This window comes from Paenarthrobacter sp. YJN-5 (assembly GCF_015040095.1).
GTDB lineage: Bacteria > Actinomycetota > Actinomycetes > Actinomycetales > Micrococcaceae > Arthrobacter > Arthrobacter ureafaciens.
Map to the genome: position 1 here is coordinate 1,602,325 of NZ_CP053544.1, position 13,702 is coordinate 1,616,026.

19 protein-coding genes are annotated in these 13,702 nt (G+C 62.4%); 1 reads left to right on the forward strand and 18 read right to left on the reverse strand.

What is annotated here, in order from left to right; all coding sequences use genetic code 11:
* Window positions 1–6: 6 nt before the first annotated feature.
* The 4 genes from HMI59_RS07525 to HMI59_RS07540 are packed head-to-tail and all read right to left on the reverse strand — an operon-like array spanning window position 7 to window position 2,973.
* A complete protein-coding gene (locus HMI59_RS07525; protein WP_227471569.1) occupies window positions 7–708 on the reverse strand; it encodes a collagen-like protein in 702 nt (233 codons plus the stop codon).
* A complete protein-coding gene (locus tag HMI59_RS07530) occupies window positions 692–1,036 on the reverse strand; it encodes a hypothetical protein (protein ID WP_193593256.1) in 345 nt (114 codons plus the stop codon). Before HMI59_RS07530 ends, HMI59_RS07525 begins: the two co-directional genes overlap by 17 nt.
* A 36-nt stretch (window positions 1,037–1,072) precedes the next feature.
* Window positions 1,073–2,509, reverse strand: coding sequence for a polysaccharide deacetylase family protein (locus HMI59_RS07535; RefSeq protein WP_193593257.1), 1,437 nt, complete (start codon window positions 2,507–2,509; stop codon window positions 1,073–1,075).
* Window positions 2,509–2,973, reverse strand: coding sequence for a hypothetical protein (locus HMI59_RS07540; RefSeq protein WP_193593258.1), 465 nt, complete (start codon window positions 2,971–2,973; stop codon window positions 2,509–2,511). The genes HMI59_RS07535 and HMI59_RS07540 overlap by 1 nt, the downstream gene beginning before the upstream one ends.
* 83 nt (window positions 2,974–3,056) lie before the next feature.
* Between HMI59_RS07540 and HMI59_RS07545 the strand changes: the two genes are divergently transcribed.
* Window positions 3,057–3,506, forward strand: coding sequence for a hypothetical protein (locus HMI59_RS07545; protein WP_193593259.1), 450 nt, complete (start codon window positions 3,057–3,059; stop codon window positions 3,504–3,506).
* Here the strand turns inward: HMI59_RS07545 and HMI59_RS07550 are convergent.
* The 14 genes from HMI59_RS07550 to HMI59_RS07615 all read right to left on the reverse strand — a co-directional run bounded on the left by HMI59_RS07550 (window position 3,499) and on the right by HMI59_RS07615 (window position 13,700).
* Window positions 3,499–4,254, reverse strand: coding sequence for a hypothetical protein (locus HMI59_RS07550; protein WP_193593260.1), 756 nt, complete (start codon window positions 4,252–4,254; stop codon window positions 3,499–3,501). The two genes, HMI59_RS07545 and HMI59_RS07550, sit on opposite strands and share 8 nt — an antisense overlap.
* 1 nt (window position 4,255) lies before the next feature.
* Window positions 4,256–5,326, reverse strand: a complete 1,071-nt coding sequence (locus tag HMI59_RS07555; RefSeq protein ID WP_193593261.1) for a hypothetical protein — start codon at window positions 5,324–5,326, stop codon at window positions 4,256–4,258.
* A 9-nt stretch (window positions 5,327–5,335) separates the two neighbouring features.
* Complete coding sequence (locus tag HMI59_RS07560; protein WP_193593262.1) at window positions 5,336–6,118, reverse strand: phage tail domain-containing protein; 783 nt, start codon at window positions 6,116–6,118, stop codon at window positions 5,336–5,338.
* Window positions 6,111–8,909, reverse strand: a complete 2,799-nt coding sequence (locus tag HMI59_RS07565; protein WP_193593263.1) for a hypothetical protein — start codon at window positions 8,907–8,909, stop codon at window positions 6,111–6,113. Before HMI59_RS07565 ends, HMI59_RS07560 begins: the two co-directional genes overlap by 8 nt.
* A gap of 10 nt (window positions 8,910–8,919) precedes the next feature.
* Entirely contained in the window at window positions 8,920–9,216 is a 297-nt protein-coding gene (locus tag HMI59_RS07570; RefSeq protein WP_193593264.1) for a hypothetical protein, read from the reverse strand.
* Between the two features lie 77 nt (window positions 9,217–9,293).
* Window positions 9,294–9,599: a hypothetical protein gene (locus HMI59_RS07575; RefSeq protein WP_193593265.1), complete on the reverse strand. Its 306-nt coding sequence runs from the start codon at window positions 9,597–9,599 to the stop codon at window positions 9,294–9,296.
* 93 nt (window positions 9,600–9,692) lie between these two features.
* Complete coding sequence (locus HMI59_RS25625) at window positions 9,693–10,523, reverse strand: IPT/TIG domain-containing protein (protein ID WP_227471570.1); 831 nt, start codon at window positions 10,521–10,523, stop codon at window positions 9,693–9,695.
* Between the two features lie 65 nt (window positions 10,524–10,588).
* A complete protein-coding gene (locus HMI59_RS07585) occupies window positions 10,589–11,014 on the reverse strand; it encodes a hypothetical protein (RefSeq protein WP_193593266.1) in 426 nt (141 codons plus the stop codon).
* Window positions 11,007–11,288, reverse strand: coding sequence for an HK97 gp10 family phage protein (locus HMI59_RS07590; RefSeq protein ID WP_193593267.1), 282 nt, complete (start codon window positions 11,286–11,288; stop codon window positions 11,007–11,009). Before HMI59_RS07590 ends, HMI59_RS07585 begins: the two co-directional genes overlap by 8 nt.
* The gene (locus tag HMI59_RS07595) at window positions 11,288–11,638 is read right to left on the reverse strand and encodes a hypothetical protein (RefSeq protein WP_193593268.1); all 351 of its coding nucleotides are present in this window, start codon (window positions 11,636–11,638) and stop codon (window positions 11,288–11,290) included. The genes HMI59_RS07590 and HMI59_RS07595 overlap by 1 nt, the downstream gene beginning before the upstream one ends.
* Window positions 11,638–12,069: a hypothetical protein gene (locus tag HMI59_RS07600; RefSeq protein ID WP_193593269.1), complete on the reverse strand. Its 432-nt coding sequence runs from the start codon at window positions 12,067–12,069 to the stop codon at window positions 11,638–11,640. Before HMI59_RS07600 ends, HMI59_RS07595 begins: the two co-directional genes overlap by 1 nt.
* A 14-nt stretch (window positions 12,070–12,083) precedes the next feature.
* Window positions 12,084–12,413 (reverse strand): hypothetical protein, encoded by a 330-nt coding sequence (locus tag HMI59_RS07605; RefSeq protein ID WP_193593270.1) that lies wholly within the window; start codon window positions 12,411–12,413, stop codon window positions 12,084–12,086.
* A gap of 2 nt (window positions 12,414–12,415) precedes the next feature.
* Window positions 12,416–13,324 (reverse strand): hypothetical protein, encoded by a 909-nt coding sequence (locus tag HMI59_RS07610; protein ID WP_193593271.1) that lies wholly within the window; start codon window positions 13,322–13,324, stop codon window positions 12,416–12,418.
* Window positions 13,325–13,340: 16 nt separating this feature from the next.
* Complete coding sequence (locus HMI59_RS07615) at window positions 13,341–13,700, reverse strand: capsid cement protein (RefSeq protein ID WP_193593272.1); 360 nt, start codon at window positions 13,698–13,700, stop codon at window positions 13,341–13,343.
* Between the last annotated feature and the right edge of the window lie 2 nt (window positions 13,701–13,702).

Sequence of the window (13,702 nt, forward strand, 5' to 3'; positions counted from 1 at the left end):
ACGCTCCTAAGTCTTTGGCGCTGCCGTGGCTGCGCATGTGTAGGTGGTGGACCCGGGCGGGTTGGGTGTGCAGGTGTGGGTAACGCCGTCCTGATCGGTGAACGTTATGGATGTGGGCGCGGCGCCGTCCTTTCCGTCAGCACCGTTGGCGCCGTTCGCCCCGTCAGCACCGGGTGGCCCGGCTGGGCCGACAGGGCCTGTGGGTCCTCGCTCGCCTTGCGGGCCGGGCGGCCCCGGAACGGACGAATCACTGCCGTCAGCGCCGCTTTCCCCAACAGCCCCAGGGTCTCCCTTATCTCCTTTGTCGCCCTTCGGGCCGGGATCACCTTGCGGCCCCTGAATGCCTTGCGGGCCCGGGATGCCCTGAATACCCTGAACGCCCTGCGGCCCCTGCGTCGGTTCGGTCGCCGCCCGTTCAAGGTTCCGGCACGTCTCACTGGCCGCCGCGTCCTGGTCCGTGGACTTGCACAGCGCGTCCGTGGCCGCTTGCGCAAGGTTCTGTTTCTCCTGCGCCTGCTCCGCCCCGTACTGAGCATTCGACACAGCCAAACGGTGGTTATCGAACGCCAGCCACCCGGCAACAGCCACAGCGGCCAGCAAAAGAAGAGACAGGCCGGCAAGCAACAATTTCGTTCGCTTGTCCGCCTGCCTCGACTTCGCGGCCTCAGCCTGCGCCGCTTCCAGTTCCGGATCATTCAGTGTCGTCATGCTCATCCTCCGTCGGCCATTCGGCGGGATCGGGTTGGATGTCGTGCATCAGCAGCTGCTCCCGCCACTTGCCGGCGGCTGCTTTGACTCGGGAGTTGTACCGTTTGGACCGGCGACGTTCTTTCTCGAAGTCGGTGTCCTTCTGTGCCAGCTGCGCTTCTTTCTGAGCGAGCTGGGCTTCGAGGGAGGCAACCCTGGCTTTCAGGAGTTCTTCCACGGCCGCCTCCCTCCGTTCGCGTTTCTTGTCTGCCCGGTCGATGAGCTTCCAAGCGCCGCCGCCGCAGGCGATGAGGATCCCCCCAACAGCGGTGATGATCGCTGCATCCACACGCTTGCCCCTCCTGTCATTGCCGTTTCCGGCGGGTCATCGTGCGTCCGCGAGGAGCAGTTCGTACGGGTCCAGCACCACAAGATCCCCGGCTGATTGCTTCGTCACCAGATAATCCAGGACCGTGGCCAGGTTGGCGGAGGTGATGTTCCCGGACGTGTTCAGCAGGGAGGGGTGGCACATGAGCTGCAACCCGGTCCGGTTCGCAATCGCAGAATCGATTTGGGCTGTGATCGCGGAGACAGTGGAGGTGTCCATGGTGAAATGCCCCATACCGTTACGCACCCTGCCGTCCAGGATGCGCTGGGCTGTGTTCGGGAACGCCCCAGACGACACAGCATGGTTCTCGAGGATCAGGCGGCCCGCGTCCGTGGTGTAGAACGATTCCGGGGTTTGACCGCCGTTGAAGCCGTTGTAGTTTGTCCCGCCGACACCGGGCACGAACCACCCATCAATGGATGCGGACGGCAGCTGGGCTTTGAGCTCAGCCAGGCCAGTAACAATGCAGTCCTGCAACGCCGCCAGCGTGGTGCAGTCGTTGTGGTGGGCGCCGTGGTTGCCGATCTTGCACAACCCGCCAGCAACCCACGCATCCACCATGGCCGCGGTCACAAGGTTGTTCTCCGCCGTGGACCAGCCCCGCGAGTTCAGCGCGAGCAGGTACTTGAGGTTCCTGGCCTCCAACAGGGGCCGCGCCTCAGTGTCAAAATTGTTCAACCCATGATCGAACCGCAGCGACGCAGCACCGGCACCAAACGGGAGTTTCTTGGCGCCGCCGCGCCGGAACGAGAAGTCATCCTGCCGGACAGCGTTCGCCAACCCAGCGTTGGACGGGTCAGTGGCGCTCGACGCCGCGCCCAGGTCCTTCCACGCACCAAACGGGAACGGTGTGGGGGTGAGTGCCACCGTGGCGCGGGACAGTGCAGTGTGCGACGCCCCGTAGGAGTACATCTGCTGGAACACGATCCCGGCAACGGTCGCCTCAACCTCGAAGTAGACCGGGCCGCGAGGGATCTGAGTAGGCCACCCACCAGTCAAAGACGTGGCAATCGTGGTGTTCTGCACCATGTACCGGCCAGTGGTCCGGTAGTCATCAAGGTTCGCGCCCGCAGGCACATCAATGATGCGGTCCTTCTCCAACTCCCAATCAGTGAACGTCTTCGGGGTGGAAAAGTAGTTCTTGATGCTGCGCCGGAACGTCTCAGGGAACCCGTACCGGACCACCCGGTGCTCACCCGAGGAAGCGCCGGTGACGCTCACCTCGATCTGGCCAGCACCGCTGAACCCGGCAGGCAGGCCCGTATAGGTGTTGTTCGCGGACAGGTGCCAGAAACCAGAGTCGGTCTGCTTCGTCAGCGTGTTGACGTCGGTATTGTTCGGCAGCGTGCCCTTGAACCCCGTACCAGCCGGGCCCTGAGGACCCCTCGCGCCACGGATGTTCGCGACATAAACCCATGCCCAGTTGTTAGCCATCAGACCTTCCTCAATTGGTGGAGATTCCCCGTGTTGAGGGGGTTGTCAGGGTCGGCTGGGTCATCCTCAAGCCACCACGAGCCCTGCGGAACGTTGGTAGGCGCGGACAGAGAAACGTAGAACATCAACGAGTTCTTCGGCGGCCGGCCAAACAGGTCCGAGAACGTGCCACCGCCAAGCGGGACACGCAGCTGCCAGTCTGGCCAGTCCGCCTTCACGTACTTCCCTGGGGAATCGAGCCACTTGATCGAGACCGTGTACCAGGCGTCGTCCATCATGTCCTCGGTGGACTGAAGGTTCGCTGTGAACGAACCATCCCCAGCCGGGGCTACTGAGACAGGTTCGGTAGGGATCATCACCCCGGGCTTCGCGTTCGGCGCGTTGAGGGTGAATATAATTTCGGGGGCTTTCCCAACGAGGTGCCCGAAATTGACCTCCGTAAGATTGCCGGGTACTGCTGGCATGTCGCCTCCTGGGCAAGGAAAAGGCCCCGGAGAAGCGGGGCCTTGGTGTTTTAATCTGTCTCGACGCTCGGTAGAATCGCCGCATGCGAAAACTTGGGGGACTCATCATCATTGGCTTACTCGGACTCACTGCGTGCTCTGCGCCCTCTGGCGAGGCCACTCCGGCTGCCACTAGCTCGGAATCTGCGGTTGCCTCTTCGAAGATCGCCCCTCTGCTGGCCGTCCCCTCTGCGAGCGCCGTTCCGTCTCCGACCGCAGGCCTGCCGCCTGAGTTCTACGACGACAGCGCCCGCGGCCGGTACCTTGCGGGCGTGAAGAATGCTCTCAACGCGTGGCGCGATGGAGTGATCCCCTCAGACGATGACCTTCTGAAGGGTGCGGAAGTAGCTTGCGGGCTTTTTGCTGAGGGTAAGAGTCGCGAGGATATCGCTGGCCTGGCAGGCTCAGATGCTATCGCCATTGAAAATGCCGCGGCTGTGGCCTCGTACGCGAGCCGGGATCTGTGCACGCAGTACAGCACATTCGCTAAGTGATACGGCGGAGTCTGCCGTTTCCATCAATGTGAACGTTTGCTGTAAAGCCGGTGACATCCGGTAGGCCGCTGAGCTTCAAGGCCGGTGCCGCAAGTTCGATGGCGACTCCGCTGGCCAGCAGCATCCCTAATGCAGTGCTGGATGATACTGAGCCGTTGGGGAAGTTCAGGGTGCCGCCGCCAGTCCCGGTGTTCTCCAGAGTCAGCCCGCCGAGCTTGATCTTCTTTCCAGCGGCCACGGTCAGATCGTTGTTCAGGGTCGCGGCCCCGTTGATGTCCATCGTGCCGGACACTTCCAGATCCCCGGTGATGTTGGTCAGCCCGTTGATGTCCACGGGTCCGTCAGTGACCAGTTTCCCCGTCACTGTAGTGTCTCCCGTGATGTTGGTGATGCCGTTGATGGTCAGCTCACCGTTGAACGTGGTATTCCCGTCCACCAGGAGAGGCCCGTCAATGTTGAACTCACCCGTGGCCACGGTGGTGCCGTTGAGCTGCATCTCACCGGAAGCGATAAACAGGCCCGTCATGTTGATCGTGCCGTTGGCGTTCAGGGTGCCGATGATTTCCGCCGAGCCGGTGACCCGGAGGCCGCCGTTTTCGATGGTGATCATGCCACCGTCATACACCGACAGGCCGCCACGGCCGATAGCGGAGCGGTTCTGATTGGTGTTGTTCTCCAACCGCTCCACCCTGCGCACCAGCTCCTGAAGGGCCCGCATAGGGTCCGCCATGTTATCGATCGCTACCACGTCAACCGCCTATCTGCTGGAACTGAAGATTGATCCATTCCTGGTCGAAGTCGAAGGAGATAAGACGCCAGTCATGCCACCCGGCGTCAAGGTAGTAGAAGCCTGAGGACTTCACCCGGGCCGTGCCACCCAGTCGCAGGTCCGCCACGGAAACCTCGCCCGTGGTGGGGATCCTGAAGCTCAGCTGTTGGGTGGGGTCGTTGCTGGCGTGCAAGGCCGCCGTGGCGCGGGACAGCAATTCTTCGCCGTCCTTGCTGCCAAAGTTCTTGACCAGCTCCAACGCCGGGATAGGCCGGCTGAAGTCCGCAGCGTCCCGCACGAGCCGGTCACGCTCGGAGCCTTCACCAGTACCAATGACCTTGTTGACCATGTTCTGCGCGTTGGTCTTCAGCTTCAGCTGGTCAACCTCGGTCTGCGCAGCTGTGGAGTCCCACTCCCACAGCCCGGAGTCCAGCACGCCGGAGCGCATCACCCATTCAAGGCCGGGCCCGTTCCAGTTGCAGTCGAACTCGATGTTCGGGCCGCCGTCAGCGGTCATGATGTCATCCAGGGCAGCGCCGCCGTTGAGGAACTCGTACCCGTAGTACTCACGGGTGGCTGTGCCGGCCACCGCGGCGCTGGTGATGATTGGCAGGTTGTACCGGGCATCCGGGTTGCCGGTGAGGAGTTTCTTCACGATGAGGTTCGCTATGGAAGCGAGCGTGACGTTGCTCCACCGGATCGGCGGTGCGGACTGGTCACCGTCGCCCCGAATGGACAGGAGGTAGCGGCGGGCGAGAATCCACCAGATGTCCTCATGCTGCACCGTGAGCGTCCCGTTGTTCTGGTCTTCTTCCGCGTCCACGAGGAAGCCCGCGTACACGGCGTTATCGTTCCACGTGGCCACCAGGGCCCGCTCCATCAGCTGGATGGAAGAAAGACTCAGAACCTCAGCCACAGTTGGGTCTTTGACCTTGAACGTTGCCGATCCACGGCTGCCAGTGTTCAGAGCCCGCCCACCAGTGAAAGACATCGCGGGGATTTCAATCTTGTCAGCCCACGAGTCCGTGCTGATGGAGTAGTACTTCCACACACGAGCCTCCTAAATGTAGGTGTCGAAGAGCGTGAGGGTGGCCGTGGCCGTGCCCGTGAAGGGCGGGCGTGGGGCGATGGCCAGCACCGTGGGAGTGCCCGGGGTTACCAGCGGGGTGAAGCCGTACCCGATACCGCCGTGAATGACGTTCCCGGTGATGCGCACCCGCCCGGTCCCGTAGTCGACCTCGTGCGGCTGACCAGGAACCAGAGGCTGCGTGACCGTGAAGACCTGCCCCTTAATGGTCAGGACGTAACCGCCTGGCATGTTGCCGGACACCTGAATGACCGGCGTGGCGCCCGCGTTGCCCTTATGGTGCACACCAGCAGCGTTCGATCCGACCGAGGCCACGAACGGGCCCCTGGCCTGACCGAACTTCCGCGGGTCCGGGCACCACAGCTGCAGCTGGAACGTGGCGTTGTTACTACCCCTGATTTCATCGATGCTGAGGCTGTCGCGTGAAGCGTCCGCCCACTGGGTGATGCCGCCCTTGGTGACCTGCACCCGCCCGAGCTGCCCATACGCGAGCAGGCCGGACAGGGCATTCATCTGCATCTCACGATCCATGATGTTCTTGCCAAGGATCGCCCCGGTAAGCGTCACCGTGCGGGACTCCTGATAGCGGGGGAGTACCAGCGACCCGTGACCCTGCGGCCACGCCAGCTTCTCGCCCCTCAAAGGCACACTGTCAGTCCACCCATCCAAGCCGTCTTCCGTGATCGTGAACGGGCCGAGCCCCGGTCTCCCGTGGAACTCCAGCCCATCCACGACCACATACAGTTCGTCAAGCATTCACTGTCCTCAGCTTGTAGTTGAGTTGGTTATCGAATGCCCTTGCCACGCCCTCAGGGCTCATATGATCCCGGATAGGCATGCTCACGTGCACGACCGTTCCAGGTTTCGCCCCAACGGCTCCGGCTGTGGCCGCCTGCCCGCCTCCGACAGCAGTGGAGCCAGTGAGCGTAGCCGCGGTCATGATGGTGTTCGCCGCTGCTTGGACCTTCGCCTCTTCGCTGACCATCCCCTTCGCGAAGTCGCCGGCCAGCGCCTTACCGGAGTGACTGGTGTACCCGGACCCGGAGAACGGGCCACGTTTGGCGGGGGAGAACGGGAAGAAATCGCGGACCCCTTCGAGCACCCCGCCTACGGCGTCCCCGATGGCCCCGGCCATGCCCATGATTCCGTCAATGAAGCCCTGGATGAGAGCCTTGCCGGATTCCAGCAGCAGCCCACCGATGTTGCCCAAGGCCCCGAGTACGGCGTCACCAATGCCACCAAAGAAGCCGAGGAGGTCCGCGAGCATCCCTTGGGCGCCAGTGATGATGGACGTCCACGAGGTGACTACGTAGTTCACGATCCCCGTAAAGGCGGAGGTGAAGAAGCCCACCAAGGCGTTCAGGCCATTCAGGACAACGGACATTACAAGCTGAATCGCGCCGGATATGACGTTGATGATCAGCTGGAAAACGCCGCCGATGATGTTCAGGATCCCGGACCAAACCTGCGCCCAGTTCCCGGAGATGATCCCGGTGACGACCTCGATGATCCCTTGCACTACCAGCATTGCCGCGCTGATGATGTCCACGATCACACCGAAGACGGTGACGATGATAGGCATCAGTGCCTGAATGATCGGGATCAACAGGCCTGCGATAGTCGTGACCAGGGGAGCGATGGCCGCCACGATGTTGCCGATGATCGAAATCAATGGCGGCAGGACGGCCGTGGTCAGTTCCGTGAAGATCGGAGCCAGCTGGGTGAGCAGCGTCGTTGCCAGCGGGAGGATCGCCGCCAACAGGCTCATCACCACTGGTACCAGAGCCACCAGAAGGTCCTGGAACAGCGTGAACAGCGATGTCACCAAGGGCATCATGCTGACAAAGTTGCTCGCCAGCATGGTTACTAGTTGCTGCACCAACGGCGTCAGTTGGACCATGGCGCTGGTAAGCAGCCCGCTTGCCACCCCGGCGAGGCTGCTCAGCAGCGCCACGATTTGCGGCAGGACAGGCTGCAAAGCTTGGAAGATCAGGCCTATCGGAGAAAACGCAGACAGAAACTCCAGAGCCGTGGGGGCCAGGTCAGCCACCACTGCCCCGACCTGCTGGAACAGGGGCTTCACGATGTCGAAGGCGGCCCGCAGGCCAGCGCCGAAGGCCACGAACCCTGACAACTGGCCATCGAATTCGGCTCGAACATCACCGCCCATGGTCAGGCCGGACCAGAAGTTGCTGACCGCGCCACTGAGGCCTGGGAAGATCCCTGCCAGTCCACCATCGCCTAGCTGGTTAATGAGGCTTTGGATCGTTGGCAGGATGCTGGTGTTGATAAAGCCGTAGACCTTGGTCAGCGTCGGTAGGAACAGCCCGCCAATCGAGGTGGTGATGTTCTTCCACCCAGCAGCCGCGCGCTGCTGCTGACCTGCAAGGGTGTCGTTCTCCTTGGCGAAGTTGCCCTGCGCGTCAGCTGTCTGCTTCATGATCAGCGACAGGGTCGCCGCCTGCTGGGCGTTGTTCTCGAACGCCCCATCGACCTTCTTGAAGCCCAGCGCCGCTGCTTCGGCGTCGATCTTGGCTTGGTTCAGCGAGACGCCGTACCGCTCAATGGGGTCGCGTTCACCCTTCAGGGCCGAAGATAGGGCCTCAATGGCTTCTCGTGACGTGCCGCCGAACATGGAGGACAGGTCAGCACCGAGGCCGATAAGCTGGTTGGTCTTTGGTGCCAGCTCGTCCATGGCGGTGCCGCCGTTTTTGAGCTGCGCACCAATAAGAGTTCCGAGTTCGTTGAACTCGTTCTGCGTCAGCCCGACACTGTTCTGGGCCTCCGTAGACCACTTGAGCATCTCGGAGGCGCTGCCCTTGAATACGGACTGGATGGCACCTGCGGACTGCTCCAGGTCCCCAGCGCCTTTCACAGCGCCGCTAAAGAAGTCCTTGACCGTATCGAAGGCGAAAACCCCGGCAAGAGCACCCATGGCACCCTTGAAACCTGCGCTGAAAGCCCCACCGGACTTCTTGCCGGCGTCCTCCGCTGAGGACTTGGCAGCGTTCCCGGCGTCATCCACGGAGCTGCGGACAGTGGAGGAAAGGCGTTGCTTCAGGGATTGCCAGCCGCGGGTGAACCTGTTGGCGGACTGCTCACCGGAAGACCCCGCATCGCTGGTCACGTCAGCCAGTTTGGCTTGGGCGTCCTTCAGCTGGTCTGTGGACTGCTTGGTTTTGGTCTGGGCGTCTACAAGCTTCCGCTGAGCTGCCGCGAGACGTTCCTCAGCTGCGATGGCGCGGGAGCTGGTTTCCCCGCCCTTGGCCCGGGCCTCAGCCAGCGCAGCCTCGGCGACACGGACCTTACCGGCTGCGTCCTGCTCAGCCAAGCGGGCGCTTGAGAGCGCCTTGGACCCGGAAGCGATCTGAGCGTTCAGCTTCTTGATCAGGGCCTGGCCCGGGTCTCCGGCGCCGACGTTGAAGGCAGAATTGAAGCTCCTGCCGCCTTCGCGGCCAGCGCCGGACATCTCCGCGTTGGTCTTGCTGCGGAAACCACGGAACGTAGGGAAGATGGCTACCTGGCCGGATCCAACCTCGGAAGTCATCAGCCCTCCTCTATGTGCGTAATTGACCGAAGGCGCTGCTCTGCTTCAGCTCAGCTGTCAGCTGCTCGCGTTCCTCGGCGGTGACCTTCTCGGCTTCCGGCGTTTCCTGCTCATCCCATGGCCACGGCAGACGCAGCGGGGCATCCCCCTTGGAGGACAATGCGTTGTGGACCTTGGTGAGCAGCAGGGCGCCGTAGAAGCTCTCCCTGTCCATCGCGAAGGACCAGCCACTCATGGACGCGAACAGATGGGAACCCATCTCGGTACGCAGGCGATCAATCAGGTCGATGGCTTCGCGGTAACTCACTGAGCCGCCAATGTCCTCGATGGAGCAGTGCAGCCGATTCCGGAAGTCATAGGTAAGTGCGGGGCGGTGCTCCTCGACTACTTCGAGGAGCGCTGCAATTCCCCCATGGTGGCCTGCACCTTGGCCTCGAATTCCTTGAAGAACTCGACCATGATTTCGGTTGTCTCCATGATGTCGAGTTCATCGATCGTGGCCACGGTCTCAGGGCCGGCGATTTCGTCCAGGATCAGGAAGAACGCGTCCATCTGGTCCATGCTGCCGAACTGCCGGAGAAGCTTGGTCTTGAAGCGCAGTGGGATGGCGATTTCGCCCTCGGTGCTCTGGCAGACAAGCTTGTCTTCAACTACGAGGAAGCGGGGCTTTTCAGCTGCTGCTTTAGTCATGATGTGCTCTCACTATCCGATGGGTGGTGATGGGTTGAGCTGCAGCCCTGCGCCCACCCATCAAGGAGCGCAGGACCACAGGTAGAGAGGCGACTAAACGTCGCGGGTGTAGGAGAACGGCGCGGAGGCGCCCACGGAGTTCGTGACGACCACGTTGGCCGGGCCAGCGGCGCCAGCGGGCAGAACCGCCGTCAGCTCGGTGTTGGACACCACATCGAAGTCGGACACTGCCGTGCCGCCAACGGTCACGGCTGTCGTGGTCGCAAAGCCCGTACCGGTGATCGTCACCAACTCGCCAGTACCGGCAGGATCCGGATCGCCCTTCACCGCAGTGAGGCTGGGCGTGGTGATCGACGCCAGAGCGGGGATCAGCCATTCGCCAAAGTGTTCGTTGTTCACGAGCGGCGAGCGGTGGATGGTCAGGGTGACTTCGTAACCGAGGACGTTGCCGCGCTCGTTCTTGTCTTCCTTGACCGTCTTGATGCTGACCTTCGGCGCCCAGCGTCGACGGATGACGCCGTTCTTGAAGATTTCCTCCGTGAACACGGAGTACTGCACGGAGTGACCGCCAGCGTCGACGGTCATGTAGCCGTTCTCATCAGCGGTCTTACCTCGGGTGATGGACCGGACAGTCTCATCCGTCTGGGCGAGCTTCAGGACCAGCTCAGCGGTTGCGATACCGGTGGGCAGGGAATAGCCGTCCTGCCAGAACACGATTGGATCGCCGTCCGGTTCCAGCGTCCACTCGAAGCCGCCATCCTCGGTGAGGAGGCCGGGGACTTTGTATTCCGGGTCCAGGGTGAAGGAACGGGAAGCACCTGCTGCCGGCGTAGGGCCAGGGGTGCCTTCCGGTGCGAAGCCGATGTGACCGGTTACCGGTACACCAACGGCGGAAACGTCATTACCGAGCTCGTCAGGGCCCATTTTTAGCCTCCAAAAGAAGAAGCCATCCACGGGCGTGAATGGCTGGATGATTGTTTGGTTAGTGCTTACGTGAAGGGGATGCCCACAACGGCGAGCTCGAAGGTCATGTATCGGCGCGGCTGCCCGGATTCCTCAGTGACCTTGAAAGGGCCCGTGGCGTTGACGACTTTGGCGACAGGGTTTCCCGGCTCGGGGCCAGCGCAGTCGCCCACGATCATGAAGACCAGGTTGGCCAGCTCCGTGGCTTGCTGCCCCTGGGTGGGATCATCGCCGGCCAGCACGGTGATGCCGATACTCGGTTCCTTGGTGATGATCGAGGTTTGAGGGCCGCTGTCGTCCCGGACGACCACGGCCTTGGGACGGGCAGGGCTCGGGAACTGGTTGCTGACAAAGACGTTCTGAGTTATCGGCGCGGCGATTGCTGCCAACTCCTGCCGGATTCGCCCTGTCAGGTACAGCTCCAGATCGGTGAAGAGGACCCGGCTACCCACTCTTCTTCACCTGATTCAATGCCCGCGCGAGGTTCCCAGTCTTGGACTCAATGAGCATGCTCTTCGGGTCAGCAGCGATGACCAAGGCCGCGTTACGGCGGTTCCTGCGGACAACCTCGACGTGGATGCTCTCCGCATACGCGTTGGAGTCACGTGGAGCAGTGCTGCGGGCCGTCGTAGCGATTTTCTCGGCCATTTCAACGCACAAACCAACAACTTCCGGGGATCGCCCCAGCTTTTCGAAGAAGTCATTATTGAACTGCACGTCCGCCATCAGCCCACCACCTTCTTGACTCGGAATTCCACCCCGGGAGTCCAGCCAGTAAAAGCGTTCTTCCAGTCAGCGACTTCGCCTTCTACCTCCCACAAGCCCGAACGGGCGCGTATGCGGTCGAAAGGGAGCACATCGATACCTGGGGGCCCGTAGAGGCTCATCGCTGTCGTGACGGCGTTTCGTTCTGGTGTTACCGATTCAGTGCTGCTTGATGGAGCAATAGCGACACCGATGAGGTCAATCGTTTCCGGGTCAGACCAATCGCGAACGGTGTGCTCGCCGGAGAAGGCATCCTCGGCGAGCGCTGCGCGCTCTCGTTTGACGGTTTCGCCGTTCGGTAGGGGGAACATCAGCTCCTGCCTTCCTGCCATTCGAACAGGTTTTCGTACCTGCCCGATGGCGGGGCGTGGAATTGCGGGAGGGCTGCACTTCGCCCTTCGATGACTTCAACCATCCAGTCTTCGATGTTTGCGGGGTTGGTGCTGCCGGCTAGCAGTGTTGCCGTGCGGGACATGGGGCCGACCGATTCTGAGAAGGACTTCGCGCCACGGACGGGCGGGCCGTCCACCGCGCTAAGGACCATTTGCACTACAACATCGGCGACGTCCTCATGAGTCAGGCGGTCGCCGGGGTTAGTGATGCGCAGGTCGATGTCTTGCCAACGCCGTCTGATGGCCCGTGAGGCCATACCCACGTAGTACTCTGCCTTGGGCCGTTCAGCAGCGGTGAGCGGGCGCCAGGCCTTTTCAAGAGTCCCAAGATCAGCGAGATCATTGGCCATGACGCCCACCCCCTCTACTTAGCAGCCGCGGTCTTGCCAGCAGCGGTTTTGGCGTCAGCGGCCGCCTTGGCATCGGCCGCTGCTTTGGCATCTGCAGCTGCCTTGGCCTCGGCTTCGGCTTTCGCCGCAGCCGCCTTATCGGCCTCCGATGCGCCCGCGGGTGCGGCCTTGACCTTCTCGATGCGGCCCAGCTTCTCGAGCTGTTTCAGGAGGCCCTGGTCAACGCCATCGGGGATGAGATCGCCACGTTCCACGAAGCGAGCGACACGGTTGCCGTCAGCGGGACCCACTGCAACCTTCACGACCGTGGCGGTCACCTTGTACTGTGCTGTGGATTCAGCCATGATTAGGCCCCCGTTCCGGTCAGGTGGAAACCAGCGAGCGGGTTCGCTACGACCGGCACATGCGGATTGCGGGCCTGGATCCGCGTCTTATCCGACTTCTCCCGGAAAGTCGCGACCTCAACGCCCGTATCGTTGCCCACCGGACGGTACTCGGGGGAGGGGATATTCTCCCGTCCGATGCCACCGAGACGGCGACGGTCCACGAACAGCGGATCGGAGAACTCGTCATCATCACTGGCGATCCAAGTGATGCCGCCGATAGTGGGGAAGTTGCCGGTGAGAGCGGTCGTGTCGCTGTCCGGGAGGACGTCGAGCAGCTCGGGGATGACCTCGGCATGCTGTTCACCGTTCAGGACAACGGTGTCGATGGCGTAGCCGAGTTTCAGGCGGCGTGCAGCTGCCTGCACGCGAAGCGCGTCCTTGAGGATCTGCTTTCCGTTCGTCCAGGCCGCGCCAGCGGCGAGCGTCTGGGTTACAGCGGACATGATGACGCCGAGGGCCAGTTCATTGGCGCTGAATACCAGTTCCGTCTGCAGGAACAGCAGAGCCTCATCGATGGGCCGGCGCAGGCTGCGGCCGACTTCCTCATCGGTGACCTCCGTGGCGAGGCCTTCCTTCTGAGCCGTGTAGATCTCGTACTGCTCAGCACTCAAGGGTGTCAGCTTGTACTCGGCGCCCGGGGCGACCTTTTCAGAGCCGCGTTCGGTGCGGATCTTCTCGTTGACCGGGACCGCGATGGCCCCGCCCTTGACCTCGTAACGCCCCTGCAGCAGGAACAGGCCAATGAACTGCTGGGCCGTCAGGATTTCACCGAGACGGCGGGCCAGTTGCGTGGGGCTCTGAATGAATGCGATCAGCTCTTGCGCAGAAGCCTGCGAGATCTGACTTGGGGTGAGGGGGTAAGTCCTCATCTAGCTACCGTCCCTTCTAGAGTTCGAGAGCCTCAACGGCAGCGCCGTCAGCGGCCGATGTGAGCGCGATGTAGTACGCGGTACCCGCGGCCAAGGTTCGGACCTTGCCCGCGCCCGCCGCTTCGAGCCGCTGGCCGCGAGTGACCGCGCCGGAAGCCGTGAGCAGGTGGACCGTCTTGTTGATTTCGACGGTCACCTTGTCGCCGATTGCCGCGTCATGGCCTGCGACGCCGATGACCTTCGTCGAGGCAGCTCCGGCGGGAGCCACGGAACGGTCGGAGGTTCCGACTTCAACGGGATGGCCGCCAGTGACAGCAGCCGTGACGCCGAAGGTCACTGTCTGGCCGGGACGGAACAGGGGCAGGTACTGGCCCATAA